At 67.0% G+C, this 25,673-nt stretch carries 27 protein-coding genes; 14 read left to right on the top strand and 13 right to left on the bottom strand.

Annotation, left to right across the window (positions count from 1 at the left end; translation table 11 throughout):
- Positions 1–74 precede the first annotated feature (74 nt).
- Positions 75–647 carry a cysteine hydrolase family protein gene (locus VJ109_RS06785; RefSeq protein WP_324760025.1) on the top strand — a complete coding sequence of 191 codons (573 nt, stop codon included), beginning with the start codon at positions 75–77 and terminating at the stop codon, positions 645–647.
- Here the strand turns inward: VJ109_RS06785 and VJ109_RS06780 are convergent, their stop codons facing one another.
- On the bottom strand, positions 648–1,829 hold the full coding sequence (locus VJ109_RS06780; RefSeq protein ID WP_324760023.1) for an MFS transporter: 1,182 nt from the start codon (positions 1,827–1,829) through the stop codon (positions 648–650).
- 85 nt (positions 1,830–1,914) lie between these two features.
- On the opposite strand from VJ109_RS06780, the gene VJ109_RS06775 reads away from it, so the two are divergent.
- A complete protein-coding gene (locus VJ109_RS06775) occupies positions 1,915–3,213 on the top strand; it encodes a dihydroorotase (RefSeq protein WP_324760021.1) in 1,299 nt (432 codons plus the stop codon).
- A gap of 88 nt (positions 3,214–3,301) precedes the next feature.
- Here VJ109_RS06775 and VJ109_RS06770 read toward each other — a convergent pair whose 3' ends face one another.
- Positions 3,302–3,931: a DUF5806 family protein gene (locus VJ109_RS06770; RefSeq protein ID WP_324760019.1), complete on the bottom strand. Its 630-nt coding sequence runs from the start codon at positions 3,929–3,931 to the stop codon at positions 3,302–3,304.
- 81 nt (positions 3,932–4,012) lie between these two features.
- Between VJ109_RS06770 and VJ109_RS06765 the strand changes: the two genes are divergently transcribed.
- A complete protein-coding gene (locus VJ109_RS06765) occupies positions 4,013–4,384 on the top strand; it encodes a universal stress protein (RefSeq protein WP_324760018.1) in 372 nt (123 codons plus the stop codon).
- The gene (locus VJ109_RS06760; RefSeq protein ID WP_324760016.1) at positions 4,381–4,905 is read left to right on the top strand and encodes a GNAT family N-acetyltransferase; all 525 of its coding nucleotides are present in this window, start codon (positions 4,381–4,383) and stop codon (positions 4,903–4,905) included. The genes VJ109_RS06765 and VJ109_RS06760 overlap by 4 nt, the downstream gene beginning before the upstream one ends.
- On the opposite strand, the gene VJ109_RS06755 is transcribed toward VJ109_RS06760, so the two are convergent.
- Positions 4,902–5,339 (bottom strand): universal stress protein, encoded by a 438-nt coding sequence (locus tag VJ109_RS06755; RefSeq protein WP_324760015.1) that lies wholly within the window; start codon positions 5,337–5,339, stop codon positions 4,902–4,904. The two genes, VJ109_RS06760 and VJ109_RS06755, sit on opposite strands and share 4 nt — an antisense overlap.
- Positions 5,340–5,421: 82 nt before the next feature.
- On the opposite strand from VJ109_RS06755, the gene VJ109_RS06750 reads away from it, so the two are divergent.
- Positions 5,422–5,886 (top strand): universal stress protein, encoded by a 465-nt coding sequence (locus VJ109_RS06750; protein ID WP_324760014.1) that lies wholly within the window; start codon positions 5,422–5,424, stop codon positions 5,884–5,886.
- A 48-nt stretch (positions 5,887–5,934) separates the two neighbouring features.
- Positions 5,935–7,026: a DHH family phosphoesterase gene (locus tag VJ109_RS06745; RefSeq protein WP_324760013.1), complete on the top strand. Its 1,092-nt coding sequence runs from the start codon at positions 5,935–5,937 to the stop codon at positions 7,024–7,026.
- 205 nt (positions 7,027–7,231) lie between these two features.
- Here VJ109_RS06745 and VJ109_RS06740 read toward each other — a convergent pair whose 3' ends face one another.
- Positions 7,232–7,588, bottom strand: coding sequence for a TM2 domain-containing protein (locus VJ109_RS06740; RefSeq protein WP_324760011.1), 357 nt, complete (start codon positions 7,586–7,588; stop codon positions 7,232–7,234).
- A 300-nt stretch (positions 7,589–7,888) separates the two neighbouring features.
- Between VJ109_RS06740 and VJ109_RS06735 the strand changes: the two genes are divergently transcribed.
- A complete protein-coding gene (locus VJ109_RS06735) occupies positions 7,889–9,847 on the top strand; it encodes a hypothetical protein (protein ID WP_324760009.1) in 1,959 nt (652 codons plus the stop codon).
- 44 nt (positions 9,848–9,891) lie between these two features.
- Here VJ109_RS06735 and VJ109_RS06730 read toward each other — a convergent pair whose 3' ends face one another.
- Both VJ109_RS06730 and VJ109_RS06725 read right to left on the bottom strand, forming a co-directional pair.
- Positions 9,892–10,605, bottom strand: coding sequence for a DUF7847 domain-containing protein (locus VJ109_RS06730; RefSeq protein ID WP_324760008.1), 714 nt, complete (start codon positions 10,603–10,605; stop codon positions 9,892–9,894).
- A 184-nt stretch (positions 10,606–10,789) separates the two neighbouring features.
- Positions 10,790–11,221 carry a DUF5807 family protein gene (locus VJ109_RS06725; protein WP_324760007.1) on the bottom strand — a complete coding sequence of 144 codons (432 nt, stop codon included), beginning with the start codon at positions 11,219–11,221 and terminating at the stop codon, positions 10,790–10,792.
- Positions 11,222–11,334: 113 nt separating this feature from the next.
- Between VJ109_RS06725 and VJ109_RS06720 the strand changes: the two genes are divergently transcribed.
- Complete coding sequence (locus VJ109_RS06720) at positions 11,335–11,751, top strand: dCTP deaminase/dUTPase family protein (protein ID WP_324760005.1); 417 nt, start codon at positions 11,335–11,337, stop codon at positions 11,749–11,751.
- 5 nt (positions 11,752–11,756) lie between these two features.
- On the opposite strand, the gene VJ109_RS06715 is transcribed toward VJ109_RS06720, so the two are convergent.
- From VJ109_RS06715 to VJ109_RS06705, 3 genes are all read right to left on the bottom strand, one after another.
- A complete protein-coding gene (locus VJ109_RS06715) occupies positions 11,757–11,969 on the bottom strand; it encodes a hypothetical protein (protein WP_324760004.1) in 213 nt (70 codons plus the stop codon).
- Complete coding sequence (locus VJ109_RS06710) at positions 11,969–13,534, bottom strand: BCCT family transporter (RefSeq protein ID WP_324760002.1); 1,566 nt, start codon at positions 13,532–13,534, stop codon at positions 11,969–11,971. Before VJ109_RS06710 ends, VJ109_RS06715 begins: the two co-directional genes overlap by 1 nt.
- A 258-nt stretch (positions 13,535–13,792) precedes the next feature.
- Positions 13,793–14,065 carry a hypothetical protein gene (locus VJ109_RS06705; RefSeq protein WP_324760000.1) on the bottom strand — a complete coding sequence of 91 codons (273 nt, stop codon included), beginning with the start codon at positions 14,063–14,065 and terminating at the stop codon, positions 13,793–13,795.
- 142 nt (positions 14,066–14,207) lie between these two features.
- Here VJ109_RS06705 and VJ109_RS06700 point away from each other — a divergent pair, with 142 nt between their 5' ends.
- From VJ109_RS06700 to VJ109_RS06690, 3 genes are all read left to right on the top strand, one after another.
- Positions 14,208–14,594 (top strand): 30S ribosomal protein S6e, encoded by a 387-nt coding sequence (locus VJ109_RS06700; RefSeq protein ID WP_324759998.1) that lies wholly within the window; start codon positions 14,208–14,210, stop codon positions 14,592–14,594.
- Positions 14,595–14,597: 3 nt separating this feature from the next.
- A complete protein-coding gene (locus VJ109_RS06695) occupies positions 14,598–15,026 on the top strand; it encodes a DUF7112 family protein (RefSeq protein ID WP_324759997.1) in 429 nt (142 codons plus the stop codon).
- 86 nt (positions 15,027–15,112) lie between these two features.
- The gene (locus tag VJ109_RS06690) at positions 15,113–15,991 is read left to right on the top strand and encodes a CheF family chemotaxis protein (protein ID WP_324759996.1); all 879 of its coding nucleotides are present in this window, start codon (positions 15,113–15,115) and stop codon (positions 15,989–15,991) included.
- A gap of 54 nt (positions 15,992–16,045) precedes the next feature.
- On the opposite strand, the gene VJ109_RS06685 is transcribed toward VJ109_RS06690, so the two are convergent.
- Positions 16,046–16,213 (bottom strand): FmdB family zinc ribbon protein, encoded by a 168-nt coding sequence (locus tag VJ109_RS06685; RefSeq protein ID WP_324759994.1) that lies wholly within the window; start codon positions 16,211–16,213, stop codon positions 16,046–16,048.
- Positions 16,214–16,452: 239 nt separating this feature from the next.
- Complete coding sequence (locus VJ109_RS06680; protein ID WP_324759993.1) at positions 16,453–16,806, bottom strand: ArsR/SmtB family transcription factor; 354 nt, start codon at positions 16,804–16,806, stop codon at positions 16,453–16,455.
- Between the two features lie 128 nt (positions 16,807–16,934).
- Here VJ109_RS06680 and VJ109_RS06675 point away from each other — a divergent pair, with 128 nt between their 5' ends.
- On the top strand, positions 16,935–19,322 hold the full coding sequence (locus tag VJ109_RS06675) for a DEAD/DEAH box helicase (protein WP_324759991.1): 2,388 nt from the start codon (positions 16,935–16,937) through the stop codon (positions 19,320–19,322).
- Between the two features lie 168 nt (positions 19,323–19,490).
- Here the strand turns inward: VJ109_RS06675 and VJ109_RS06670 are convergent, their stop codons facing one another.
- Both VJ109_RS06670 and VJ109_RS06665 read right to left on the bottom strand, forming a co-directional pair.
- Positions 19,491–20,144, bottom strand: coding sequence for an HAD family hydrolase (locus VJ109_RS06670; protein WP_324759989.1), 654 nt, complete (start codon positions 20,142–20,144; stop codon positions 19,491–19,493).
- A 171-nt stretch (positions 20,145–20,315) separates the two neighbouring features.
- A complete protein-coding gene (locus tag VJ109_RS06665) occupies positions 20,316–23,504 on the bottom strand; it encodes a methyl-accepting chemotaxis protein (RefSeq protein WP_324759987.1) in 3,189 nt (1,062 codons plus the stop codon).
- A gap of 243 nt (positions 23,505–23,747) precedes the next feature.
- Here VJ109_RS06665 and VJ109_RS06660 point away from each other — a divergent pair, with 243 nt between their 5' ends.
- A complete protein-coding gene (locus VJ109_RS06660; protein ID WP_324759985.1) occupies positions 23,748–24,473 on the top strand; it encodes a PDDEXK family nuclease in 726 nt (241 codons plus the stop codon).
- 57 nt (positions 24,474–24,530) lie between these two features.
- Positions 24,531–25,532 carry a tRNA-intron lyase gene (gene endA, locus VJ109_RS06655; RefSeq protein WP_324759984.1) on the top strand — a complete coding sequence of 334 codons (1,002 nt, stop codon included), beginning with the start codon at positions 24,531–24,533 and terminating at the stop codon, positions 25,530–25,532.
- Positions 25,533–25,673: the final 141 nt, after the last annotated feature.

Here is a 25,673-nt window from a genome sequence, read left to right as displayed (position 1 = left end):
CGGGCAGGACGGTGAAAAGTTCCACGCTACCACGACCACAAACGTTGGTAGGTGTCCCGTCCGTATCGCCGTGTATGCAGTTCGATCCAGCCGACACCGCACTGGTCGTGGTCGACATGCAGAACGGCTTCTGTCACCCCGAGGGGAGCCTCTACGCTCCCGACAGCGAGGCGGCGATCGATCCAGTCACCGACCTGGTCGAGCGGGCCGGCGAGGCCGGCGCCGCCGTGGTCCTGACCCGTGACGTCCACCCGCCCGAGCAGTTCGAGGACGCCCACTACTACGACGAGTTCGACCGCTGGGGCGAACACGTCGTCGAGGGCTCCTGGGAGGCCGCCCTCGTCGACGAACTTGACCCCGAGGCCGCGGAGCTGGTCGTCGAGAAACACACCTACGACGCCTTCTACGAGACGCAACTGGAGGGGTGGCTCGACGCTCACGGGATCGACGACCTGGTGATCTGTGGGACGCTGGCGAACGTCTGTGTCCTGCACACCGCCTCCAGCGCCGGCCTGCGGGACTACCGGCCGGTGCTCGTCGAGGACGCCGTCGGCTTCATCGAGGCCGACCACCGCGAGTACGCCCTCGATCACGCCGACTGGCTGTTCGGCGAGGTCACCGACCGGGCGGAGATCGCCTTCGAGTGATCACGACGGCTCTCCGGCTCCAAGCCCGATCCCGACGGCGGCACAGGCGAGCGCGAACAGCCCGCCGGCCAGCAGCGTCGGCCGGTAGCCGGCACGGCCGCCGGCGGCGGCGAACACCGCCGGGCCGACGGTCGCGCCCAACGCGATGACACTCGTCCGGACGCCGAAGACACCGGCGCGATAGCGGGCCGGTGCCAGCGATCCGACGAGCCCGTCGATTGATGGGAGCGTCAGCCCCTGGCCGGCGCCGACGACCAGTGCAGCGATCGCGACGGCAAGCGGTGTCGGGGCCAGGAACACCCCGACCAGCCCGACCCCGTAGCAGCCGAACCCGGCGACGACGAGCCGCTGTGGGGGACTGCGCTGGACGAGCCGGCCGTTCGCCGCCGCGACGACGGCCGTCGAGACGGCGCCGACGCTGAGGATCACGCCGACCCGGGCCGCCGGGAGACCGAACGAGTCCGTCAGGAGAAACGGGACCGCCGTCAGCAGGCCACCGAACAGCAGGGCGTAGCCGGCGAAGGAGGCGCCGAACAACAGCCACGCGGTCCGCGGCAGCGTCCCGACCGCGTTCCGGAGATAGGCCAGTCCGCTCTCGCGGCCGGCCGTCGACGGCGGCGCGGCCAGCCCCCGCCAGGCCAGTACCGCGATGGGAACGCCGACGGCGTACAGCCAGAACGGGCGCCGCCAGACCCCCTCACCGAGGACGCCGCCCAGCAGCGGGTACACCGCCGAGCCGACCGAGATCGCGGCCGCGTTCACTCCCAGGGCCGCGTTGCGCTGTGGTCCCTCGAAGGCGTCACCCAGCAGCGTGACAGCGACGCTGAGGATGCCACTGGCCCCGACACCCTGTGCAGTCCGGAGCACCAGCACGGCCGGCAGGCGGTCGGCCTGGACGACGGCCACGCCACAGACCGCGGTGAGGAGGAGACTCCCCGAGAGGATCGGCCGGCGGCCGTACCGATCGGCCAGCGCGCCGGCGACCGGCGCGAGGACGACCCCGGGCAGCGTGTAGACGGTGATGATCAGGCTCGCCTGCGCGTCGGGGACGCCGAACTCCCGGCCGATGGCCGGCAACAGCGGACTCACGAGCGTCACGCCGAGGACGGCGGTGAGCGTACTCGCAAGCGCCAGTCGCAACACCGGCGAGTTCCACGGAACCCGCCCGGGTCGTGTGGACACAGCCGACTGTCCGGCCCCGACAGTATAGCTCCCACGGCTCCCGGACAACGGGACACTTACGGGGACACCCGGCACAGAAGGGCGTATGCTCATCCGTACCGCCACGCTCCCCGACGGCAGCCAGCGCGACGTCCGGGTCGACGGCGAGTCGATCGCCGAGGTGGCCCGTGATCTGGACGCCGGTGACGAGCGCGTCCTCGACGCCTCTGGCAAACGCCTCTTCCCCGGCGCGATCGACGTCCACGTCCACTTCCGGCAACCCGGCTATCCCCACAAGGAGACCTGGGAAACGGGCTCCCGAGCGGCCGCGGCCGGCGGCGTCACCACCGTCGTCGATCAGCCAAACACCGACCCGCCGACCGTCGACGGTACCGCTTTCGACCGGAAACGCGAGTTCGCCGCCGATTCGCTGATCGACTGGGGGATCAACGGCGGGGTCACCGCCGACTGGGACCCCGACTCGCTGCTCTCCCGGCGGTTGTTCGCGCTGGGGGAGGTGTTCCTCGCGGACTCGACGGGCGACATGGGGATCGATACCGAGCTGTTCGGCGAGGCGGTCGACGCCGCCACCGACGCCGGCGTCCCCGTCACCGTCCACGCCGAGGACGCCACCAGGTTCAACGAGGACGCCCGTGCCCGGGACGACGCCGACGCCTGGAGCGCCTACCGGACCGCCGAGGCGGAGGCCGCCGCCGTCGAACGCGCCTGTGAGATCGCCGCCGACCGGAACGCCCGCATCCACATCGCCCACACCTCGACCCCGGAGGGGATCGACATCGCCAGCGACGCCGGGATGACCACCGAGGTCACGCCGCATCACCTCCTGCTGTCCCGGACGGACCTCGACGAACTGGGCACGTTCGGCCGGATGAACCCGCCGCTGCGGCGCGAGTCCCGGCGCCGGAAGGTGTACGACCGGGTCGCCGACGGCACCGTCGACATGATCGCGACCGACCACGCCCCTCACACCCGCGCGGAGAAGGACCAGAGCATCTGGGAGGCCCCCTCGGGCGTGCCCGGCGTCGAGACGATGCTCCCACTCTTGCTGGCCGAGGCCCGCGATCCGGAGACGGCGCTGTCCTACGAACGGGTCCGGGATCTGACGGCGACGAACCCTGCCGCGGTCTTCGACGTACCACAGAAAGGGGTGATCGAGCCCGGGGCCGACGCCGACCTCGTTCTGGTCGATACCACGGAGACCACCGCGATCAGCGGCGACACGCTCCGGACCGACTGTGGCTGGACCCCCTTCGAAGGGTTCGAGGGGATCTTCCCCGAGTGGACGATGGTCCGCGGGACGGTCGTCTACGACGGCGAGGGCGAGGAGTCGTTTAACCCTCACGACGGCCAGAACGTCCGGGACGCCGACGGGGAACTGCTGTAGCGCCCCGTCACCGTGCTCCACGCCGGCGATCAGTAACGCCCCGCCGGAGGACACCCGAGAACCACGAACCCCGTTTCGGGACGGCCGGTTACTGGTCCGTCTCCGGTTCGAACTCCGTCCCACACTCTGGGCAACACACCTCGTCGTGGCGCAGCGCCGCCGAGTGTTCCTGGACCTCCCGCATCACCTCGGAGATCCGGTCCTCGGCCTCCAGTTCCTCCTCGACGGCCAGGTCGACACCCTCGACCTCCAGCAGGAACTTCGCGACCTCCGTGGCCTCGTACATCACGTCGTCGAGTTCCTCGGCAGTGAAGAAATCCGACATCGCCCCGTAGAGGAAGGTCGCGCCGGCCTTCCGGACCTTCTCCTCGAAGGCCGCCCGGGCTTGGTTGACTGCCTGTGGCGTGTACGTGTCGGTCATGAACGGGACCAGTTCGGGGAGGTTCTCGCCGATCTTGGTCATCTCGACCCCGGTCTCGGTCCGGAAATCCGCACACAGCCGGGCGATCGCCCACTCCCGGGCCGTGATGTAGGTTCGGTCCCGCAGGAAGTCGTTCGCCCGGTCGTAGGTCCCGCCCTCGATCTTCTTGAACCGGTCGTACTTCTGGACGTCGGGGGGGAGGTCGGGCTCCGGCGCCGCGCTGTCGCTCTCGGTCGTCGGCTCCTCGTCGCCCGTCGGTCCCGGCCCGGCTTCGCCGGGCGGTTCGCCCTCTTTCATGGGCGAGTGTGCGTGGTCGGGGCGAAAAAGCGTGTCGCCCGCGTCAGGTGGATTTTTGAGCGCTGCCGGATATGTGCGGATATGAACGTACTGCTCGGCGTCGGCGGCAGTCAGCTGTCGTACCACGCGCTCGACGAGACAGTCGAGCGAGCGAAAGCGGTCGGTGACGATCTGACTATCGCGATCTTCGACAACGAGGAGGTCGACACCGACGCCTCGGCGATCGAGCAGCGCGTCGAGGAGACGCTCGCGGACGCAGCGTTCGAGGCGGAGATCCGCCACGTCGAGGGCGACTCGCCCGGCAGTTGGCTGGTCCACACCGCCGAGCGCGAGGAGTTCGACCGGATCGTCCTCGGCGGCGGCGAGCGCTCGACGCTGGGGAAGATACAGTTGGGATCGATCGTCGAGTTCGTCCTGTTGAACGCCCAGACCCCGGTCACGTTGGTTCGATGACGACGGAGTTTCCCGACGAACCGGCGGGCGAGTTCCCCGCGCCGCCACGGACAGTCACGGATCGGGAGGGCCGGGAGATCGAGCTCCGTGTCGCCGGGGAGGCCGATCGTGAGCGACTGGTGGAGATGTACCTCGACTTCGATCCGGCCGACCGGGCTCAGGGAATCCCGCCGGTCAAAGAGCACGCTATCGAGCGGTGGCTCGATACGATCCTCAGCGACGAGTGTGTCAACGTCGTCGCCCTGCAGGACGGTGTCGCGGCCGGTCACGCGACGTTTGTCCCGGACGAGGAGGGCGATTACGAACTCGCGATCTTCGTCCTCCAGGCGTTCCAGGGGACGGGGATCGGGACTGCGCTTCTGGAGACGCTCCTCGGGCAGGGCCAGGTCGAGGGCATCGAGAAGGTCTGGCTCACCGTCGAGCGCTGGAACGATCCGGCGATCGCACTCTACCGGAAAACCGGCTTCGAGACGCAAAACGCCGAGAGCTTCGAGATCGAGATGTCGATCCGGCTGGCCTAAACCGACAGGACGGGCTGGCTGGCGTACTCGATGACGTACAGCGCCGCGCGCCCGACCGCGTCCTGTTCGCCCTGTTCGCGCGGGACGACGATGAAATCCGCGCCGACGTCTTCCGAGACATCGAGGACGACACTGCCGGGTGTCTGCATGAGACGGGTCTGTGAGAAGGCCGTCGCGGTCGAGGTTTCGAGGGTACCTTCGGGATGGTTTTCGTCGAAGGTTCGGCGGATTCCGTCGGTAAACTCCCGGTGGTCGGCTGCGACAGCCTCCGGATCGATGCGCTCGGTGTCGATATCCCGGCGCAGTCGCTCGTCGAGGACGAACAACAGGTGGAGATCCGCGTCGTACCGCTCGGCGACGGCGACGGCGTACTCGGCCGCTCGCTCGGACTGGTCGCTCCCGTCGACCGGAACGAGCACGAGGTCGATGTCCATCACGCTCTCCTGTCGGGTGGTGGTGGCAAAAAGCCACCGAGGAACGGGCGGCTTTTTGGTCGTGCCCGCGGTACGGAGCCGTATGTTCGACACGGTGGTCGTCGCGACCGACGGGTCAGGAAGCGCCGAGCGGGCCGTCGAAGCCGCACTTGATCTGGCCGCGCGTTTCGACGCGACCGTCCACGGCCTCTACGTCGTCGACGAGTCCGAAGTCGAGGCCACGCCCGAGGAGGTCCGGGACGCCCTAGAGCGGGCGCTGGCGACGACCGGCGGGCGTGCGCTGGCGTTCATCCGCGAGGCGGCGGCCGCCGAGAGCGACGAGGAACTCGTCACGGCAGTCCGGCAGGGTGACCCGGCGACCGAGATCTGCCGGTACGCCGACGAACACGACGCCGACGTCATCGCGACCGGCACCCGGGGCCGACACGGCGAACACGGCTTCCTGTTGGGCAGCGTCGCCGAGGCGATCGTCCGGCAGGCGGAGATGCCGGTCCTCACCGTCCGCCAACTGGACGGCGAGGCCAATCCTGAGCGTGCCGAGGTCTGATCGCCGCGGGATCGCGGGGTTCATTGGCTGGGGGCGGTATCACCGAGCATGGACGATTGGCTCATCGACGACGACCGTCTCTCTATCGAGCGGAAATCCGTCCTCCCCGGGGAGGGGTTTTTCGTCCCGGACTCGTTCGAGGAGGAACAGGCCGAGGCCGAGGCGGCCGAGACGCTCGCCGACGCCGGCGTCGTCGTCATCGCCGACCCCGACGCCGACGGACTCGCCTGTACTGCGTTGATTCGGGAGGCCCACGGCGAGGGGGCGCTCCTGCCGGCCGGCCCGCACGAACTCGACGAGGCACTGGCCTGGACCGCGGAGTACGCCGAACCCGACGCGACCGTCTTCGTCTGTGATCTCTGTCCCGACAGCGAACAGGATCTGGCGGCGATCGACGATCTCACTGTCCGTATCGAGCGGGTCGTCTGGTTCGACCACCACCAGTGGGACGAGGACCTCGGCGCGCTCGTGGACCGCGCCGGCGTCGAGCGGACCGTCGGCGACAGCGACGAGGTCTGTACCGCCGACGTGGCGCTGGCCGAACTGGACCACGACTTCGGCGAGCGCTGGGCCGATCTGGCGGCGGTCACCCGCGATCACGACCTCTGGATCCGCGAGGACGAACGCAGTGACGACCTCGCGGACTTCTCCTACTGGTCCGACCCCGAGGAGTACATCGAGGCGATCCAGGCACACGGCGCCGATCTCTCGCCGGAGGTCCAGGAGTTCCTCGCCGAGAAGCGCGTCGAGAAGGAGGCGCTGATCGAGAAGGCCGTCGACCGCGCGGAACTGCGCGAGGTCGGCGAGTGGACCGTCGGGGTGACCTACGGCCGCTGTTCACAGAACGAAGTCGCCGAGGCGCTGCGGGAACAGGGCGCCGACGCCGCTGTCATCGTCAAACCCGCCGGCTCCGCCTCCATCCGCGGGACCGACTCCTTCGAGCGCGCCCACGAGGTCGCCGCCCAGGTCAACGGCGGCGGCCACCCCAAGGCCGCCGGCTGCAAGCCCGACATCTACGACGACATGATGGACTACGCCCACCACTGGACGACTCACGGTGCGGTGGCGAAACAGGCGATCGTCGACGCGTTCAAGCGGTTGCCGGAGGATGCGGACGAAGGGATGGATACGGAGCGGTAGTCACCGCGAGCGAAGCGAGCGGCTTTTTCGCCCACGTTTTTGCGGTGAGTGGTGGCCGTAGGCCACCCGAGCCGCAAAAAGGTGGACTCGGACGACTCACGGTGCGGTGGCGAAACAGGCGATCGTCGACGCGTTCAAGCGATTGCCGGAGGATGCGGACGAAGGGATGGATACGGAGCGGTAGTCACCGCGAGCGGCCGTTCTCTCAGTCGCCGTACTGGCGCTGGAACGCCTCGTCGGACTGTCTGAGATACCGGATACCTTCGAGAACACCGGCCAGCGCGGGCAGTAGCGTCCACGCGAGACAGAGGTACACTAGCCCCTGCTCGACGCGGCCGAGGTAGAACTTGTGCCCGCCGATCCCGCCGAGGACGATCGCGAGCACGGCGGCCGCACGGCGGCTCTTTCGACTGTCCGGCCCGTCGTCGCCTCCGTCACCCTCCCCGACCGCGGACGATTCGTCGTCCCCGTCTGCCGGCTCGTCGTCGCCTCCGTCGGGCTCGTCTTCGACGGGTGTGTCCGCAGTGGTTGGGTCCGAATCCGGCTGTTCGTCGGTCGACACAGGTGGGTGCACACACCACGCGATTGTAAAATCACCGACAGCTATCGCAGCCATCAAAACACAACGCATACCCGATCGCACGACAGCAGTGCGATCGATGTGGCAATCGGTTCGGTTGTCACGAGATGCTCGACCGCGTAGCGGTGTCGTGATAGCCTGCTTTCGACCGCCGAACGCGTCGTTTCCGTCGGGATCTAGGCGTTTAGTGTCAGTGCTTATCTGGGTCGGTGCTGCAGTCGTTCACATGACTCGTGACATCGCGGGCCGGTCGACGGTACCGAGACGGGTCGGTGGGTGCCCATGACCGACGGCGATCTGAGTCGACGGGCGGTGCTCCACCGACTGGGTGTCGGCGCCGGCGCGGTGACCACGGCGACGACCGACTGGGGCGGGGTGACCGACCTCGGGCCGGACGACTGGGACCCCGGGGCACCCGCCTGGGCGGACGTCCAGACGCCCGATACCATCACGTACCCCTACGACGGCGAGAGTTACACCATCCACCTCGTGCCGGCCGAAGTCGAGTCCTGCGAGGAGTATCTCTCCTGGGCGGATACCCAACCACAGAACAGTTCACGCCTCCCGACGCCGGGTATCACTCACTACAACCAGGGGGTCTTCGTCCCGCAGGAGAACATCGAGACCGACGGAGAGATCGGGGGGAGCCAGACGCTCGGTGTCCAGGTATCGGATATCACGGGCTGTACGTACAGGGCACAGCCCCGGATCGAGGTGCTCGACTGGCGTCCGGACTACGAACTCACCGAGGCCTGTCGCCTCTCCTACTGTGAGATGTTCCGCCGAGCGATCGAACACGAGATCCACCACGTCAGGGACGTCTCGACGTTCAAGCAGGCCTTCGAGTCCTGGGTCGCCAGCAACAGACAGCAGTTCCTGGCGACCACGTGGTCCGGCGACGAGTCGTTCCGGACTGCGGTCGGGAGACAGCTCGCAGAACTCGCAGTCGAGTTCCACGACGGCCGCACACTCGCCGACGGCTCGTACATGCGGGGCAGCGGCCCCTGGACACACGACCGGATCGGCACTAGCACCGGCTGGGACTGTGAATCCTGCGCAGACTGCCGGGAGGTCTCGGGCACCAACTGGACGTACAAGGACATCGAGACCTGGCGTCTCGACGTCAGCGTCGGGGTCAGAGTCGAGATGGAGGAGACGGACCCGCAGGGAGACACCGCTCGGACGCGGCTGCGAAACCGCTACGACGGCACGTTCGAGCTAGAGAAGGTCCCGGCCGACACCATCCGTCGGCTCATGGGTGGCGCCAGAGCCGTCCAGGCGACCAGACGCCGGATCGAGAACGCGCGCGGGAAGCTCTCGGCGGAGTCGTTCTTCTCGACTGTCCCCGAGGCGGTCGGCGCACTCAGGGGCGGCGACGACCCGATCAGCGACGGCCAGCCGCCGCTGCTCTGGCGGGGCGGAGGGACCGTCTCGGGACTGTTCGAACTGGCATACATCGAGCCTGTCCACCTCCTCTGTTCGGACGACAGCGAGGAGGGTGGGAGGCGGATTCGCGCGTCCGGGACGGTTTCACCCACGGAGATGCAGTCGACTGCCTTCGTGGCGATTCTCCCGACGGACAACGTCGTCAAGTGTTTCTGGCCGGACGTTTGGATCCCCGGAACGGACTCGGAGATCGAGTGGACCTGCGAGGACGAGGAACCGAAAGAGAACGTCGACACGACTCACGAGGGGCGGCACATAGATGTCTTCGCAAACCTGGGAGAGGGCGGTGTGCCGGAGCCGGAAGTGAGAGACGCATTCAGGCTCTACAGCGGCGCCTGGGGTGTCCTCCGTGACCAGGTCGAACAGGTCCGTAACGGCAGCAAGGACCCCGGCGGACACAGCCAGACGGATCTCGACGAGGTGACCGACGATGTCGGGCAGTTCCTCGTCCAGCAGCGGGCCACCGAGGGGGACGTCCGCGCGCTGCTCTCGGAGGGATTGGCCGGCCCGTTCGGGCAGGCGCTCGTCCGGCAGCCGTTCCCGTTCTGGACCGTCGACGACTGCCAACGAGGGGCGTTCTCCGAGACGGTCCAGCGGGACCTCTACGCCCGCTACCCGGATGCGATCCTGCATCGCTACAACACCCACATGGAACCCTACAGGGACGCCGGGAACCTGACCGAGGCGTCCACCTCGCGGGCCGGGACGGAGTTCGTCCACGTGCGCCTCCGTCCCGAGGAGAAAGACCACGGTGACGACCACGAGGAGATCCAGTGCAACGGCATCAACCGGTAGCCGTCCCCTCCGGGACCGGGAGAGCGGCGGCCACACCGGGGGAGTCAGCCGCGAAGCTGTCGGTAGACGGTGACGTGAGCGACAACACCGAGGTAGCCAGCCAGACAGCAGCCCACGGCGGGTAGTGCCGCCCTGGCCGTCCCCGATCCGATGCTGGGGAGCACAGCCTGCTCCCCGAACGACAGCGCGACGACGGCGGCGAGCAGCCCCAGACAGACCGCGCGGACGGCCGTATAGCCAAGTACCGACACCGGGTGGTGGGCCAGCACCTCCCAACTGTGTTCGACCGCCCCGCGTACGCCGTCGCCGTCGACGACCACCGAGGCGTCGACGAACTGTAACGCGATCGCCATGACGGCGACCGGTGCGGCCGCGACGACGAGGCCGGCCGTCAGCCCGATGGCGCCGGTAAAACCAACCATGAATACGACGAAGAACGCCAGACAACCGAGCAGCGCGAAGACGACGCCGGTGAGAAGCCCCGTTCCCAGGAGCCCCATCGTGTAGCGCCGGACGCCGTCGACGTAGGTCCGCCCGCTGACGCTCCCGTCGGCGGGGGTGTTCCCCACGTGGAGGAGGCCGGCGAACACCATGGGCTGGAGGAGGAGGTACGCGATGCCCCCGATCACCGGGAACTGTCCCGCCACCACCGCACCCGCGCCGGCGAGGACACCGGTCGCCACGACGACGGCTCCGACCAGTGGTTGGTCGAGCAACACACGTGCGGTTTCGCTCGCCCCGCGGGCCAGTGCTCTCATCGGCGGTCACCGGGCCGGGGCCGACGCCACCGGCTATCCGCGCCGTCGACACCGTGCTCTCCGTTCATGCTTGCGTTGGCGATGGCGGCCCGAGAAGGTAACTGTTGACACTAGACAGTTTGTCACCACGGGACTCCCCCGGGCGCTGCTCACACAGTTCCTCGAACCAGTCCGGCTCTGACCCCTACCCGTCGACGACCCACTTGTCGCTGTAGCGCTCGCCGCAGGCACAGACAGCGTACGCGTGGACCACGTCGCCCTCGGCGTAGAGGCCGCCGACCTCCTCGTTCTGTTCCTCCGCGAAGGCGAAGACGAACTTCGTCGTGTGGTCCTCCTCGGGTTCCCCGTCGGCGACGGGACAGACAGCGCCGGTCAGATCGTCGTGGATCGTCCCTTCCGTCCCCATCGCCGCCTGTGCCAGCCCCATCGGGTCGATACCGGTCGCCGACTGGAACGCGCTGCGGCCGTCGTCGCCCGGAAGGACGAGCACGTGGCCGTCTTCGACGCGTTCGGCGTACTCCGCCAGCGCACCGGGGTTCGACACCGCGTCCTCCTGGAGGTAAAAGAGGACGTCCTCGGGCCGCTCGCCGGCGAGAAACTCCGTCCGTTTGCTCATGCCGGGTCCGAGTCGTCCGCGGGACAAAAGCCCCCCGTTCTCCCGGGCGGCGACGAACCACGGAACCCACCACCGGCCACACAGTTTTCAGCCACGCGGTCGACACAGCCGATATGCCCGCGGACGCCGACTACGTGACCGATCTCGTCCACGAACCGACCCAGACTGACAGCCCCGGTATCGACCTGACCGTCGCCGAGGTGTACGACGTGATCGAACCCGGCCGCGTCGACTTCGGTGGCGGCGAACTGGAACCCGCCGGTCTGACCCCACACAAGCGCCACAAACGCGACTCCGACGACGACTACGAGTGGTGGCGGCTCCGGGAGGGCCAGTACCTCATCGAGTACAACGAGTCACTGGCAGACGGCGTGACCGCGACGCTCCAGCCCAGAACCGAGGTCGTCGAACGCGGCGGGAGCCATCCCACGCTGACCGTCGAGTCGCTGCCCCGGATACCGCTGTCGGTCGGCGGTGCCGGCCTGTTGCTCAAGGAAAACGCGCGGGTCAGTACGGTACTGGACCGGTAGCCCGCTCAGGTGTCCGGGGCCGGCAACAGCGCGAAGTAGGACAGCCCCGACACGAGGAAGGCGACGGCGACAAGCACGATCAACCGGCCGGGCATCGCCGCACCGACGGGCGGGAACAGCAGGGCCGACAGCAGGCTGAGGCCACTGACCAGACAACACAACAGCAGGGCCTGGCGGCCCGGCGTCGTCGCCCCGATGGCAGTCACCGCGTCGGCCATCAGTCGTCACCCTCCCCGAACGCGCCGACGGCGATGCTTTGACCCTCGGTGTCCGTCCGGAAGAACTCCAGGGCGAGCCCGAGGATGCCGACCAGGGCGATGAGTCCGAACGGGCCGCCAGTGATGACGGCCGCGGACTGGAGGCCGTCGCTGGCCCCGAGCAGGATGATGACGAGCCCGACCGTCCCCTGGAGCACGCCCCAGAACAGCCGGGTGGCAGTGCCGGGGGCAACGCCGGGTTTGGTCGCCAGGATCGCGACGCTCAGCGTCGAGGTGTCGGCCGATGTGACGATCCAGGTGACGATGAGTGCCATGAACAGGAACAGGAGTATCTCGCCCAGCGGCAACGCGCCGAACAGCGGGAACCCGGCCACGTTGTAGCCGACGTCGTTGACCACGCTGAGGATGTCGGCGGCCCCGGTTTCCTGGAGCCGAAGCGCGGTCGAGCTGACGATGGCGAACCACATGAGCGTCGCCGCGCTGGTGGCGAACACGCCGGTTGCCGCGACGGTCCGCAGCGTCCGGCCCCGGGAGATGGCCGCGAGGAAGAGCCCGGCGAAGGGAGCCCACGAGAACCACCAGACCCAGTAAAACAGCGTCCAGCTCTGGAACCAGCTGCCGCCGCCGAGGCCGGCGAAGCTCAACTGCACGAACGTCGCCAGGTAGCTCCCGAGCGCCAGCGATCCCTCGGTCAGGATGTACGCCGTCGGCCCCACAACCAGTGTCAACACTCCCGCTGCGAGAAACAGTACCACGTTGACGCCGGCGATCCGGCGGATGCCGCGCTTGACGCCGGTGATCACCGAAATCGTGAACACGGTGGTCAGGCCGCCGACCAGCAGGAGGGCGTCGAGGCTGGCCGCTTGCGTGCCCCACTGGTACTCGACGCCCGAGAGGAACTGGTTGCTCACCAACCCGACGGAGGTCGAGAGCCCGCCGATGGTGGCGAAGACGGCCAGCACGTCGACAAGTTTCGCGAGCGGGTGCGAGAGGTTCTCCTTCCCGAGGAACGGAAGCAACAGGGTCGACACCCGGAGCGGGGCACCCTTGTTGTACGCGTAGTAGCCGATCGGGAGGCCGATAGCGACGTAGGCTGCCCACGCCGAGATGCCCCAGTGGAAGAACACGGTCCGGAGCGCCCCCGCTCCGGCGGCCGCCGAGCCGGCACTGGCGTCGACGAACGGCGGCGGCGAGCTGTAGTGAAAGAGCACCTCGGAGGGTGCCCAGAACACGATGCCGGCGGCGATACCCGCGGAGAAAAACATCGTGAAATACGCCCGGTAGGAGTACGTCGGGGTCGCGTCCGGGCCGCCCAGCCGGATCCCGCCCCACGGACCGACGATGATGACGAGCGCGAACAGGACGAACCCGACCATCAGCGTCAGGAAGACCGGCCCCAGCGTACTGAGCATCGTCGTCCGGACGCCGGGGATGACGGTCTCCCGGAGCAGCTCGGTCTGCAAGACCCAGAGCACGACGAACAGTAACAGTGTTCCGAGCGTCGCACCGGTTACCACACGATCCATCTCCGCGACGAAGTTGTCGAACGAATCACGTATCGCCATATCTCTCTCTCCGGTCGAGGTGACGCCGGCTCACCGACCCGGCGCGGGCCGTGTCACCGTGTCCCCCTCCCAGGCAAATCATGATTTATAATCAATAAAAAACTGGATCGGATCAAGTGACGTAACGAGAGTTACTTTCATACGCTCCGAAATTTCACAACTGATAAACGTTGACGGTGAGCGGGCCGGGATGCTCCCTGGAGTGGTGCTGTCCGTCGTGGCACCGGACGAGAGCGCGCCAGCACGCCCGTCGACGATCTAGTCGTCGGCGACCGCGGCGTCGCCGATCCGACTCTCCGAAGCGTCCGGCCCGTCGCTCCCGCCCGAGAGCTCGTCGGCCGCGCGGTAGAGTTCGTCGGCGACCCGTTTCTGGTTGTCGCCCAGCCGCCGGGTCGATGCTTCCAGATCGCGGACCGCCCGGTCGAGACTCGTGAGTTCGTCGCTCCAGGTATCCATCGAACCGCTGAGTGTGGCCATGCTGTTCTCGAACTCGCTCATCCCGTCGGCAGCCGCGCCATCCCGTGTTGACATTGTGATTAGTGGGAAACGCCCCACGCGCCTCGATCCGGTACCTTACCTGTAAGGCCAAATCCGAGCGACCGGCGTGTGGGGGACTCACAGGTCCGGGCTACGCTTCGATGCGCTTTTGAAGCGCGATTGATTGGACTCTGGTATGGCTGAATTCACTGTCGCCGTCTCCGACCCGGAGAGCGGCCACACGTACCAGATCGACGTGGACGAACAGGACGCCAACCGATTCATCGGCCGCGAACTCGGCGAGGAAGTCGACGGCGCCGCGGTCGGTCTCGACGGCTACTCGCTGGAACTGACGGGTGGCTCGGATACGGCCGGGCGACCGATGCGTTCGGACGTCCGGGGTACCGCCACCAAAACCATCCTCTCAGCCGGCGGGGTCGGTTTCGAGCCGACCACTGACGGCGAGCGCAAGCGCATCACCGTCCGCGGCCGCGAGGTCAGCGACGAGACCCGCCAGATCAACGCCAAGATCGCCGCCCGCGGCAGCGAGGACGTCGACGCGCTGCTTGGCGACGACGAGTAACGAGTGCCGGACCGGATTCCGAGCGACCACGACGCCGTCGAGACGCATCGCGTCCCCGTCGAGTCCATCGGCCGGACCGATCGACCCCGGGTCCCGCTGCCGGACGCGGTCGACCTCCGGGAAGACGACGTGATCGCACTCGCTCTCGACGGCGACCAGTACTACGCGCGGGTCGAGACGACCTTCGAGGGGGACCTCGTCCTCACGCGAGCCGGCGACAACCGCCGAGTCGCACGCGAGGGTGACGGCCAGAACCGCCTCGCCGAGTGGATCGCCGACACGACCGTCTCCTACGGCGGCAGTGCCCACCTGGATGTCGTGACCGCCGGCCAGGAGTACGGTCTGCGGACGCCGGGGACACGTACCGTCTACACTGTCACCGGCGGCCCCGAGGACTCCCTCTCGGACATCGCCAGCGATCTCGACGGCTGACTCCCCGGCCGTATCTGATTCTCCTGATTGATATTCGCACGTAACGCTCAATATCCGTCCGGCCGTTAGCTTTGACATCGACTGACATGTCGGAATCAGTTATCGCGGACTTCGTCGCCAAATTCAACTCCGAAGCCTCCAGTCGGGGTGAGCCGATCCGGGGGCGAGTCGTCCTCTCGCAGAAGCGTCTCGTCCTGGCGGCCAGCGAGGAGGACAAACTAACGATCTCGCTGGATTCGGTGTTCGATATCGCGATCGGTCAGGTGCCGCCGGACCTGGGGAACTTCTTCGACTCGACGGTGACTGTCGCGTTCGAACGCAACGGGAAGCGACTCGTCGCCGCCATCGAGGCCGACAACGACAAGATCGAGAAGTTCGGCACCGTCCTCTTCAAGGCGATCATCAACGGCACCGAGACGACGGTCAAAGAGCGAGCCCGCGTCGGTGGGCGCGTCTCCGACGAGCCGTTCCGGACCGCTCGGCTGTTCCTGACGCCCGGGACTGTCGAGTTTCGCCGCGACGGCGGGACCTTCGCTATCGATCTGGGGACGGTGACGGACTTCGACCGGACGACCCGTGATATCAACGGCTCCTCCCGCCCGGTGCTGGTGGTCCGACACATGCAGGACGGCCAGGCGATCACCACGCTCGCTGCCATCCCGTCGGCACGCAAGATGTCGATCCTCGGCCGGTATCTCCGCCGGGAGTACTCCGAACTCATGGAGGAACTCCAGAAGGTCGAACTCACGAAAGACAAGAAGGAGGTGCTGGTCGCGCTGTACTCCACCGGCGACATGGGCGGGATGCCGCTGGCGAGTATCCTCGGGAAGGACTCCTCACAGGTCTCGATGGTACTTCAGGATCTGGACAACGACGGCCTCGTCCAGGACGGCGAGGACGGACCGACGCTCACTCCCAAGGGCAAGGTCGTCGCCAGCCGGCACCTCGAAGACGTGAACGCCTGAGAAGAGCGCTGCAACGGCTCGACGTGCTGTTGCGGTAGCGACGGCGGTGGGCGGTCAGTTCTCGATCTGCGTCGCGGAGTCGGCGCCACACTCCGGACACTGGAACCAGTACGAGTCCGTCTCTGCGTCCGACTCGAACTGGTGACCGCAGTCGTCACACTCGTAGGTGGGCTGTTCCGCTGTGAGACCGACCGTCTCCTTGATGGATTCGAGTACGGACATCGTTGCATCGACACGTTGCCGAGGATCGATGTTATAAGCATAGCCGACGCTTCAGGCCACGAAACTGCCGATATCGCCGCTCGTAGTTTGTCCTGAACTCCCCGTTCGAAAACTATCCGTTGCTCGCCACGAACGGGACGGTTCGGTCGATAGGCCGGCCGCTTCAGTCCGTGAAGCCGCGAGCAGTCGGCGGAGCGAACCGCACGATAGCGTCGCGATTCGTGCGGCGAATAGCGGAGTCAGGACCGATCGCCGTGTTCCTTCCAGGCGTCGGCCTCCCGGTCGACGAACTCCCGATGTAGTTCGAGGGTCACCTCGAAGCCGGCCCCGTCAGGCTCCAGACAGATCCGTTCGAGGTTGGTCTCGTAGACCTTGTAGTGGTTCCCGTCCTCGTCGACGCGGGTGTCCTCGGTCAGGAGGTCGTACTCCTGACAGACGTCGACCCGCCGGTAGATGGTCGGTTCGGAGGCGTCCAGCCCGTCGGCCAACTGCTGAACCGACACCGGTTCGAGGTTCGCTGCGGCGAGAACCCGTCGGACCTCCTCGCTGCCCAGCACGTCGAAGATCGTCTCTGGGTCCCAGTCTCTGTCCACAGTGAGCCAACGCAGGGCCAGCCACAAAAACGCGGGGCTCGCTCCGACCGACGGATCCGGGGGCGTTGCTGTGGCGCTACCCGCGGGCCATAGAAACGCCTTTGCCGTCGCGGTCCCGCCCTGTGGACGTGTCACGCCGAGCCGACAGTGAGCCGACGGTCGCGGTCGCGGAGGTGTTGCCGGAGTTCGCCGACGCCTTCCCCTTCGAGCGGTTCAACGAGATGCAGTCGGCGGCGCTGCCGGCCCTGCTGAACCACGACGACAACGTGGTCGTCAGCGCGCCGACCGCCAGCGGGAAGACCGCGCTGGCGGAGATCGCGATCTGTCGGACGCTGGCCGCGGGCGGGACGGCCCTCTTTCTGGCCCCCCTGCGCGCGCTCACCAACGAGAAAGAGAGCGAGTGGGAACGGTTCGAGGACCTGGGCTACTCGGTGTACGTCGTCACCGGCGAGCGGGACCTCAACCCCCGCCGGGCCGAGCGGGCCGACGTCCTCGTGATGACTCCCGAGAAGGCCGACTCGGCGACCCGGAAACACGACTCCCGACGGTATCAGTTCATCACCGACGTGGACTGCTGTGTCATCGACGAGGTCCACCTGCTGGACTCGGACCGCCGCGGGGCCGTCCTGGAGGTGACCGTCTCGCGGCTCCGGCGGCTCTGTAGCCCACGCGTGGTCGCGCTGTCGGCGACGATGTCAAACATCGACGATGTCGCCGACTGGCTCGACGCCGGTGAGGCGACGACCTTCGCCTTCGGCGAGGAGTACCGGCCGGTGCCGCTGAACGCCGACGTGAAGACCTACACCCACGGCGAGAACGCCTTCGCCGACAAATATCGGCGGCTCTATCGGGCGCTGGACCTGGCCGAGCCACACATCCGCGAGGAGGGCCAGGCGCTGGTGTTCGTCTCCTCGCGCCAGGACACCGTCCAGGCCGCCAAGAAGGCCCGCGACGAACTCACCGAGCGGGACGTGCCGATGGGCGCCCGCGGGGACTACGACTTCCACAACGACGCCGCCGACCTCTCGAACGACACGCTGCGCCAGTCGGTGCTGGACGGCGTGGGATTCCACCACGCCGGGCTGGCCCGCGAGGACAAAAATCGGGTCGAGCAATGGTTCAAGGAGGGGAAGATACAACTGCTGTTCTCGACGTCGACGCTGGCCTGGGGGGTAAACCTCCCGGCCCGCTGTGTCGTCATCCGGGACACCAAGCTCCATGACCCCCTGGAGGGTGAGGTCGACATGAGTCCGCTGGACATCCTCCAGATGCTCGGGCGGGCGGGCCGGCCGGGCTACGACGACCGGGGGTACGCCTGGGTCGTCTGTGACCGGGCCGACGCCGACAAGTACCGGAAACTGCTCCGGGACGGCAAGGAGATCGAATCACGGTTGGCCGCGGAACTAGACGCTCACCTCAACGCCGAGATCGCGCTGGGGACGATCCGCGACGTCGACGACGTGATGGACTGGCTCGGGACGACCTTCTATTACGCCCGGGCGAAGTCTGCCCCCGACGAATACGCCGCCGGGAGCGCCCTCCGCGAGCGGGTCAGCGACACGCTCTCGGAACTGGTCGCCGACGGCTTCGTCGAGCAGGACGGCCTGGCCGTCGAACCCACAAGGCTGGGCCAACTGGCCTCGAAGTTCTACCTCCGGCTCTCGACCGCTCGGCGGTTCGCCGATCTGGCCGGGCGCTGTGAGCAACAGGCCGGCGGGAACCCGATCGACGCCGAAGACCTGCTCCGGGCGGTCGCCGGCGCGACCGAGTTCGACAGCGTCAGCGCCCGATCCGACGAGGAAGACGCCGTCCACGCGGTGCTCGGGTCGACCGCCGAGGATCTCTCGGCCGGCCAGCGGAAGGTCCTGGCGATCCTCCGGTCGGGGATGACCGGGACGACCCCCTCGGAACTGAAAAGCGACGCCTGGGTCATCCGCCAGAACGCCCTGCGCCTGCTCGCAGCGTTGCGGGCCTTCCTGGACGCGCTGGCGCCGGGTCGGTTCGCGAACCTCGCGTGCCGGGTCGAGGCTCGCGTCGAGAACGGGATCAGCGAGGACGCGGTCGGGTTGACGGCGATCGACGGCGTCGGCCAGGGCCGTGCCCGCTCGCTGGCCGCCGAGGGGCTCCGGAGTCCCGCCGACGTGGTCGAGGCGGGTGTCGACGGGGTCGCTGCGGCCGGTGTCGCATCCGGTGTCGCCGAGCAGGTCGTCGCCAACGCCCGGGAACTCCCGGTCGTCTCGGTCGACTGGGGAACCTTCCCCGACAGCATCGCCGCCGGTGACCGGGCGATGCGGGAGGTGACCGTCAGCAACGAGGGTGGGGACGCCCGTGCAGCGCTGCGCGTGACGGTCAACGGCCGCGAGATGACGACGAAACCGTCGTATCTCGGCGAGGCGACCCTGCCCGTCGCCGTCTTCGGCGCTGATACGGACGAACTCCGGTTCACCGTCGAGGTCGCGTTCCCCGACCTCCCGCTCCAGCCGGTTACCGACAGTCGGACCGTCTCCGTCCGATAACCCGTCCCATCGACCGTCCGAAGACGACGGGGACAACAACCAACCGAAGTGCTCGGTCTCCTCCCGAGCGGAGCTACGGCGGCTGAGTCTCTCAGTCCACCACCCCTCCTCATCCTTTCCTGTGCCCGACCACACCACCCGTGGTCGAACGGTCGATATACGGCCTGCTCACTCGCCCAGCAACACGGCACGCAACTGGGCCGCATCGCCGGCGACGTGATCGACCATCGAGAGATCGGTTTCGTCACCGTCGCCCTGGAACCCGACCGTGGTCATTCCGGCTGCGACGGCCGCACGCGCACCCGCGGTGGAGTCCTCGACGGCCCAACTGTCGGTCGGGTCGACGCCCAACTCGGCCGCTCCGCGCTCGTAGATATCCGGTTCTGGCTTGCCGGGACCGTCGATCTCCTCGGCGCTGATCGTGGCGTCGAACCGCGAGAGCAGATCGAACCGCTCGTCGATGACGTCTATCCAGTCCCGGGGTGCCGAGGTCGTCAGCGCCAGCGCGACACCGGCCGACCGCAGGTCCGCCAACAACTCGTGTGCGCCCGGCAACAGCGTCGCGTACTCGCCGTAGATCCGCTCACCGGCCTCCTCGAACAGTCCCTCGAACTCCTCCCGGGAGATGACGACGTCGTACTCGGCGGCGAGGTCGGGATACACCTCCTTGTAGTTGCGGCCGGTGACCGCCGAGACGGGGATCTCGTCGTCGGGGGCTGCCGTCGGGAGGATGTGATCGCGCTGGATACTGACCCAGTGGTCTTCGGACTGGACCAACACGCCGTCCATGTCGAAACAGATCGCTGCCGGTGGTTCGTTCATTACCATGCAGTCGCCCGGCGACGGCTTTGGCTGTTGTGGCTCCGGCAGCGGACCGCTCTCGGTAACTACACACCGAGTTATCGTTGTTCTGGCCCCGCTATGCCGGTTCGCTGAACTCTGTACAGACGGGAGGACCAGCCGTAGATCAGACCGCGCGTGGCTCGCGGTCGATCAGTCGTCGCCGGCGGCCGGGCTGGTCCCGTCGACGTCCGGCGACTCCTGCTCGTTCGTCTCCGTGTCGTCGCTGACCTCGAACTCGTCGACTAGCTCCTCCAGGTCGTCCGCGAGGCCGGCGACCGACCGGACGTTCTCGGAGACGCTGGTGAGCGAACTGGACTGTTCCTCCGAGGCAGCCGAGACGTTGCTCGCCTCCGCGGCCGTCTCCTCGCTGACGCTGCTGACTTCGTCGACCATCGCCACGACCTCCTCGGTGGTAGCGGCCTGTTCGTCCGTGGCGTCGCTGATCTCCGTGACGCCGTTCTCGGCGTCGTCGACGACCTCGGCGATCTCGTCGAACAGGTCGATGGCGTTTTCGGTGGTCCTGACGCCGCTTTCGACCTGGTCGCGCATGTCTTCGATGTCGTCGACCGTTTCGTCCGTCGATTCCTGGACCTCGGTGATGAGTGACTCGACTTCCTCACTCGCCTCGCCGGCCTCCGCCGCGAGGGATTTGATCTCGTCGGCGACGACGGCGAAGCCCTCGCCCGCCTCGCCGGCTCTCGCAGCCTCGATGGAGGCGTTCAGTGCCAGCATGTTCGTCTGCTCGGCGATGTCGGTGATCATCGCGACGATCTCGCTGATCTCCTCCATCTCCGTCTGGAGGTCCGAGACCTGGTCGACCGCGTCGTCGGCTCCGTCTTCGATCCCCTTGATCTCGGCCGAGGCCTCGGCAGCCTGTTCGCTCCCCTTCTGTGCTCGCTCGGCTGCCTCTTGTGCCGTGTCGGCTACGTCGACCGACGAGGAGGCTATCTCCTCGATGGTCGCCGACATGTCGTTCATCTCGCTGGCGACTTCCTGGAGGTTGCCGGACTGGGTGTCGGCCCCGCTGGAGATCTCCTGGACCGATTTGGCGACCTCCTGGCTCGCCTCCTCGATCTCGGTTGTACTCGCAGCGACCTCCTGGCTCGCCTCGTTCACGTCCTGTGCGATCGACTGGACCTGCGCGATGCTCTCGTCGACTGCGTCGAGGCCCTCGTCGATGTTCCTGAGGACATCGCCGTAGGCCCCGGGCAGGTCGGCGTCGAGATCCTGGTCGAGGTGTCCCTCCCGGAGGTCCGCGCTCACGGCCTCGAGCTGGTCGAAGCTCTCCGAGAGCTGCGTGAGGCCGGAGTTGAGTTCGCGCATGACCTCGCCGTAGTCACCGGGCAGGTCGGTGTCGAGATCCTGGTCTAGCTCCCCGGCGCGGATGTTCTGGCTCGCCCGGCTGATCTCGGTGAAGCTCGCGCTGAGCTGGGTCATCCCGTCTTCGAGCCCTACCATGATCTCACCGAACTTCCCGGGCATGTCGGTCTCGATCTCGTCGTCGAGATGTCCGTCGCTGAGCGAGTCGCTGACGGCTTCGATCTGCTCGACCTGTCGGTTCAGGTTCGCCTGCATGTCCTCGAAGGCAGTCACCATCTCGCCGATCTCGTCGTCACCGGTCGAGATATCGTCCGTCTGGTCGAACTGCCCCTTCGACAGTGCGATCGCCCGGTCGCGAACCTGCTCGATCGGCTTCGAGATGTATCGGGCCGCTGCGTATCCCGTCACCGAGACCACGATGGCTGCGAGACCGAACAGCCCGATGACGAGGTTCTGTGCGGAATCAGTCGTGCTCTGGAGCCGTGCGCCGAGTGCTGCGATCGGCTCGTTGATGTCTTGTTCGGGGACAGTGGCGACGAGGGTGTACTGCTTGTCGCCGAGTTGGAGCGGCGCGAAGCCGACGTACCTCGTGGCGTTCCCCTCCCCTTCCACCTGTTTCGTGTGGGTCGTCATTCCCGACTCGCCGGCGAGCATCCGGTTCTGTGCGATCGTCCCGAGTTCCGTCCCGTACTCGCCATCCGCGACGTTCGTCCGCTGCTCGATCATGCTCCGGTCCGGGTGGCTGACCGTCTCGCCGCGGTCGTTGAGGATGTAGAGGTAGCCGCTCTCGCCGACCGTCACACGGTTCGTGATCTCCGTAATGATTGAGTAGTTGAACTGGGCCGCGACGACGCCACGGAACTCACCGTCTCTGTACACCGGCGTTGAGACGTACATCGTCTCGTGGCCGTCCGAGGTCCGGACCTCGTCGAAGTACGCCTCCCCCTGGCTGCCGGACGCGGCGCTGGTGAACCAGTCCGTATCGGCATAGGACTGCGAGCTGTCCGAGCCGGTGGTCACGTCTTGGCCCGTCCGGTCGGCGTGGAGGATTTCGTCCCCGTTGGGACCTGCGAACGTGATCTGTTCGTACGCCAGGTGTTCCTCGTCACCGACGGTGACCGACCGCGTCAGGAGGTACCGCTCGAAGGAGTCCGCCATCTCGTTTTCCGCATCGGTGACTGCGGTCTCCTGGAGTTCGTAGTAGTAGACGCTCGGGGCGATAACCCAGTCGAAGGGCTCGTAGTACGTGTAGGCGATGAACTTCGTCATCTCGGGGTTGCCCTCCTGGGTCGTGTCCTTCCACTCGTACTCGGCGATGCCCCACTCCTCGCCGTTACGGATCGCCTGGTTGGACTCGACCTCGGTCTCGATGTCCTCGAAGACGACCAGCGTGCCCCCGCTGTCCTCGACGAGATTGTGCCCGTCGTCGAGGCTGTGGTGGACGACGATGTTGGAGTCGCTGTCGGTGATGTACGCGTACCCCGTGTCACCGAAGTAGCCGGGCTGGAACGAGTCGTACATGGTCCCGGCCGGGCGCGTCTGGTCCCCGTCCGTCCCGCCGATCATCGACTCGACTTCCTGTTTGACTTGCGCTTGCTCTGAGGGAGAGAGCTCCTCCCAGTCCTGTCCGTCGTACTGCTTTTCCAGCACCATCTGCACCGCGTTGTCGATGCTGGTCCGCATCTGGAGGGACGTATACCCGAGTTGGCGCTGACTCGACTCCTGAACGAGTTCCATCTCGCCGTCCTGTGCGGCCAGGTAGTTCTCCATCGTCGAGGAATCGGACAGCGACCGAACGTCGACCTCGCGCTGGTTGACCTGGTTCTGGATACCTTCCTGTCGCGCTTCGACGCTGTTGTTCAACTGGTCGGTCATCGCCCCCCGGAGGTAGTTCCCGCTCTGGGTCTGGGCGTCCTGGTTCAGTTGTCCCATACTGTTGGCTGAGAGCAACCCGACACCGGCGAGCGGTGCCAGTGAAATTGTAAGAAGTAAGGCTATTAGCTTAATCTGCAGATCCATACTATGGCTCGCATAATTCCCATCTTATCCCTTGTCTCCGAATTTTCTGTATTGATAATCGACGGCCAAAACGCTAATATAGGTTGATATCGCGGTTTAAATTCTGAACAACAGTACGTTAGTTGTTGACTGTCACGTCTCGACGTACTACTGTCCCCCGACACTAGTTTCGACTGTCAGTTTCACAACCAAACGGGCTCGCCGTGGGAACCTTCAAATACTAGTACGCGACCAGGTCGGGCCATGCACGACGGAACGCGTGTCATGGCCGGCCAGTGTACGACCGTCTTCGAGGGTTCACGCGAGCGCGAACAGCGCGGCGACGTGCTGGTGGTGGTCAAGCCCGACAACACCGTGTTGGTCCACGACGCCGGGGGGTATCAACCGGTCGCCTGGCTCACCCGCGCAGAGAGTGTCGCTGTCGAAGACGGGACGGTCACGGCTCGGGATGGCGACAATCTCCTCCGTGTCGTCGCCCACGAGGAACACGGCAGCGCCCGGTTCCCGGCCTCGGAGGCCGGCGTCCCGGTCGCGGACTGCCCGGACTGTCCTGGGACGCTGGTCCGGACCCGCGGGACCGTCGCCTGCACGGCGTGTTCGCGCAGCCACGGCGTCCCCAGCGACGCCACAGTCACGAAGGGCCGCTGTGAGGACTGCGGGCTTCCGACGATCCGGGTCGAACGCGGCGACGCCTTCGAGGTATGTCTCGACCGGGAGTGTGAGTCCATCGACGACCGGGTGAGCGAGGCCTTCGACCGCCGATGGGATTGTCCGGACTGTGGAAGTGACCTGCGCATCCTCCGAAAGGGTGGCTTGCTGGCCGGTTGCGAGCAGTATCCGGACTGTGACACCGGCTTCTCGGTCCCGAGCGGGTTGGTCGTCGACACCTGTGACTGCGGGCTCCCGGTGTTCGAGACGGCCGGCGGACTGCGCTGTCTGGACAGCACCTGCGAGGAGCGTGATCCGTGAGGTGGGCGAGGCGGCCGAACCCGCAGGGGCTTTGTCCCGGCGTCCGTCATCCCGGGCATGGACTTGACGCTTTCCGGCGGCCTCGTCCGGGCCGGCGAGCGCGCACGCGAGCGGTTCTACGACTCCAGTGGTTACGGCCACGTCGAGAACGGCGGTGCCCTCACGCTGGCGCCGGTCGAGGCTGCCCACCTGCTGTACCGGGGTGACATCGACAGCGTCGACGGGATGGACGTCCGAGCGTTGCTGTCCTCGGCGGTCGTCTCGGAGGTCGCCTTCTTCGTCTACAAGGACCTGCGTGACCGCGGGTTCTATCTCACGCCCGCACGCGAGGGGTGGGTCGACGAACCCGAGGGGATCGACTTCGTCGTCTACCCTCGTGGGAACGGGCCGTGGGACGACACTGTCGAGTACCGCGTCCGCGTCGTCGGCGAGCGCGACACTGTTCCGGCCCGGGAGGTCGGGGACTGCGTGCTGGCGGTCGTCGACGAGGAGAGCGAGATCACGTATCTGGAGACCGACCGGCCCGCGGTCGAGGGGACCAGCGACGCGTCGGTCCCGGCCGTCGAGGGCGATCTGCTGGCCGAGCGGGTGCTGTGCTGGGACCCACCCACGGAACTGTACGAACGGGCCTTCTACGGCCAGCGGCTCGACGATGAGGGGGCGGTCCAGCTCTCGCTTCTCGAAGCCACGTACCTCGCTCGCGATGGGTCCCTGACCGTCGACGGCGGGGCCGAGGCAGTCCTCGAACGCGGCCGCGAGGTCGAGGGCGAGCGGTTCGACCGGCGGTTGACGGCGTACTCGACGCTCCGGGAGCGCGGTGTCGTCCCGAAGACCGGGTTCAAGTTCGGCTCGGACTTCCGGACCTACGCCGATGTCGATTCCGTCGAGGATCTGGGCCACTCCGAACTGCTCGTTCGCGTGCTCCCGGCGACCCATACCTTCGATCCGCGGGACCTCGCGTTGGACGTACGGCTGGCCCACGGTGTGCGAAAGCGGATGGTGTTCGCGCTGGTCGGCGACGGCGTCGAGTGGCTGTCGGTCGCGCGGCTGACACCGTAAGGGGCGGACCCGGAAGGCATAAGACCGTGTTCGCGCATGTCCTCGATATGGTGTCCACTCCCGTCGACGGCTGGCGCTGGCGTGACCGGGAAGTGGACAGTCTCGCGGTCCCCGCACGGCGGGCCTAATCCGCCGGCGAGG

Source organism: Haloarcula montana (assembly GCF_035666295.1).
In the GTDB taxonomy this organism is placed as follows: Archaea; Halobacteriota; Halobacteria; order Halobacteriales; family Haloarculaceae; genus Haloarcula; species Haloarcula montana.
Note: the sequence above shows the minus strand (reverse complement) of the source record. Positions and strands in the feature narration are given on the sequence as shown.

Excerpts from the sequence above, each read along its gene's own strand:
- VJ109_RS06760 (WP_324760016.1), top strand. The coding sequence starts at position 4,381 with ATGACGACGGAGTTTCCCGACGAACCGGCGGGCGAGTTCCCCGCGCCG.
- VJ109_RS06730 (WP_324760008.1), bottom strand. The coding sequence starts at position 10,605 with ATGAGAGCACTGGCCCGCGGGGCGAGCGAAACCGCACGTGTGTTGCTC.
- VJ109_RS06710 (WP_324760002.1), bottom strand. The coding sequence starts at position 13,534 with ATGGCGATACGTGATTCGTTCGACAACTTCGTCGCGGAGATGGATCGT.
- VJ109_RS06750 (WP_324760014.1), top strand. The coding sequence starts at position 5,422 with ATGTTCGACACGGTGGTCGTCGCGACCGACGGGTCAGGAAGCGCCGAG.
- VJ109_RS06785 (WP_324760025.1), top strand. The coding sequence starts at position 75 with ATGCAGTTCGATCCAGCCGACACCGCACTGGTCGTGGTCGACATGCAG.
- VJ109_RS06660 (WP_324759985.1), top strand. The coding sequence starts at position 23,748 with ATGCACGACGGAACGCGTGTCATGGCCGGCCAGTGTACGACCGTCTTC.
- VJ109_RS06775 (WP_324760021.1), top strand. The coding sequence starts at position 1,915 with ATGCTCATCCGTACCGCCACGCTCCCCGACGGCAGCCAGCGCGACGTC.
- VJ109_RS06765 (WP_324760018.1), top strand. The coding sequence starts at position 4,013 with ATGAACGTACTGCTCGGCGTCGGCGGCAGTCAGCTGTCGTACCACGCG.
- VJ109_RS06705 (WP_324760000.1), bottom strand. The coding sequence starts at position 14,065 with ATGTCAACACGGGATGGCGCGGCTGCCGACGGGATGAGCGAGTTCGAG.
- VJ109_RS06665 (WP_324759987.1), bottom strand. The coding sequence starts at position 23,504 with ATGGATCTGCAGATTAAGCTAATAGCCTTACTTCTTACAATTTCACTG.
- VJ109_RS06670 (WP_324759989.1), bottom strand. The coding sequence starts at position 20,144 with ATGAACGAACCACCGGCAGCGATCTGTTTCGACATGGACGGCGTGTTG.
- VJ109_RS06745 (WP_324760013.1), top strand. The coding sequence starts at position 5,935 with ATGGACGATTGGCTCATCGACGACGACCGTCTCTCTATCGAGCGGAAA.
- VJ109_RS06715 (WP_324760004.1), bottom strand. The coding sequence starts at position 11,969 with ATGGCCGACGCGGTGACTGCCATCGGGGCGACGACGCCGGGCCGCCAG.
- VJ109_RS06700 (WP_324759998.1), top strand. The coding sequence starts at position 14,208 with ATGGCTGAATTCACTGTCGCCGTCTCCGACCCGGAGAGCGGCCACACG.
- VJ109_RS06735 (WP_324760009.1), top strand. The coding sequence starts at position 7,889 with ATGACCGACGGCGATCTGAGTCGACGGGCGGTGCTCCACCGACTGGGT.
- VJ109_RS06755 (WP_324760015.1), bottom strand. The coding sequence starts at position 5,339 with ATGGACATCGACCTCGTGCTCGTTCCGGTCGACGGGAGCGACCAGTCC.
- VJ109_RS06725 (WP_324760007.1), bottom strand. The coding sequence starts at position 11,221 with ATGAGCAAACGGACGGAGTTTCTCGCCGGCGAGCGGCCCGAGGACGTC.
- VJ109_RS06770 (WP_324760019.1), bottom strand. The coding sequence starts at position 3,931 with ATGAAAGAGGGCGAACCGCCCGGCGAAGCCGGGCCGGGACCGACGGGC.
- VJ109_RS06690 (WP_324759996.1), top strand. The coding sequence starts at position 15,113 with ATGTCGGAATCAGTTATCGCGGACTTCGTCGCCAAATTCAACTCCGAA.
- VJ109_RS06720 (WP_324760005.1), top strand. The coding sequence starts at position 11,335 with ATGCCCGCGGACGCCGACTACGTGACCGATCTCGTCCACGAACCGACC.
- VJ109_RS06685 (WP_324759994.1), bottom strand. The coding sequence starts at position 16,213 with ATGTCCGTACTCGAATCCATCAAGGAGACGGTCGGTCTCACAGCGGAA.
- endA (WP_324759984.1), top strand. The coding sequence starts at position 24,531 with ATGGACTTGACGCTTTCCGGCGGCCTCGTCCGGGCCGGCGAGCGCGCA.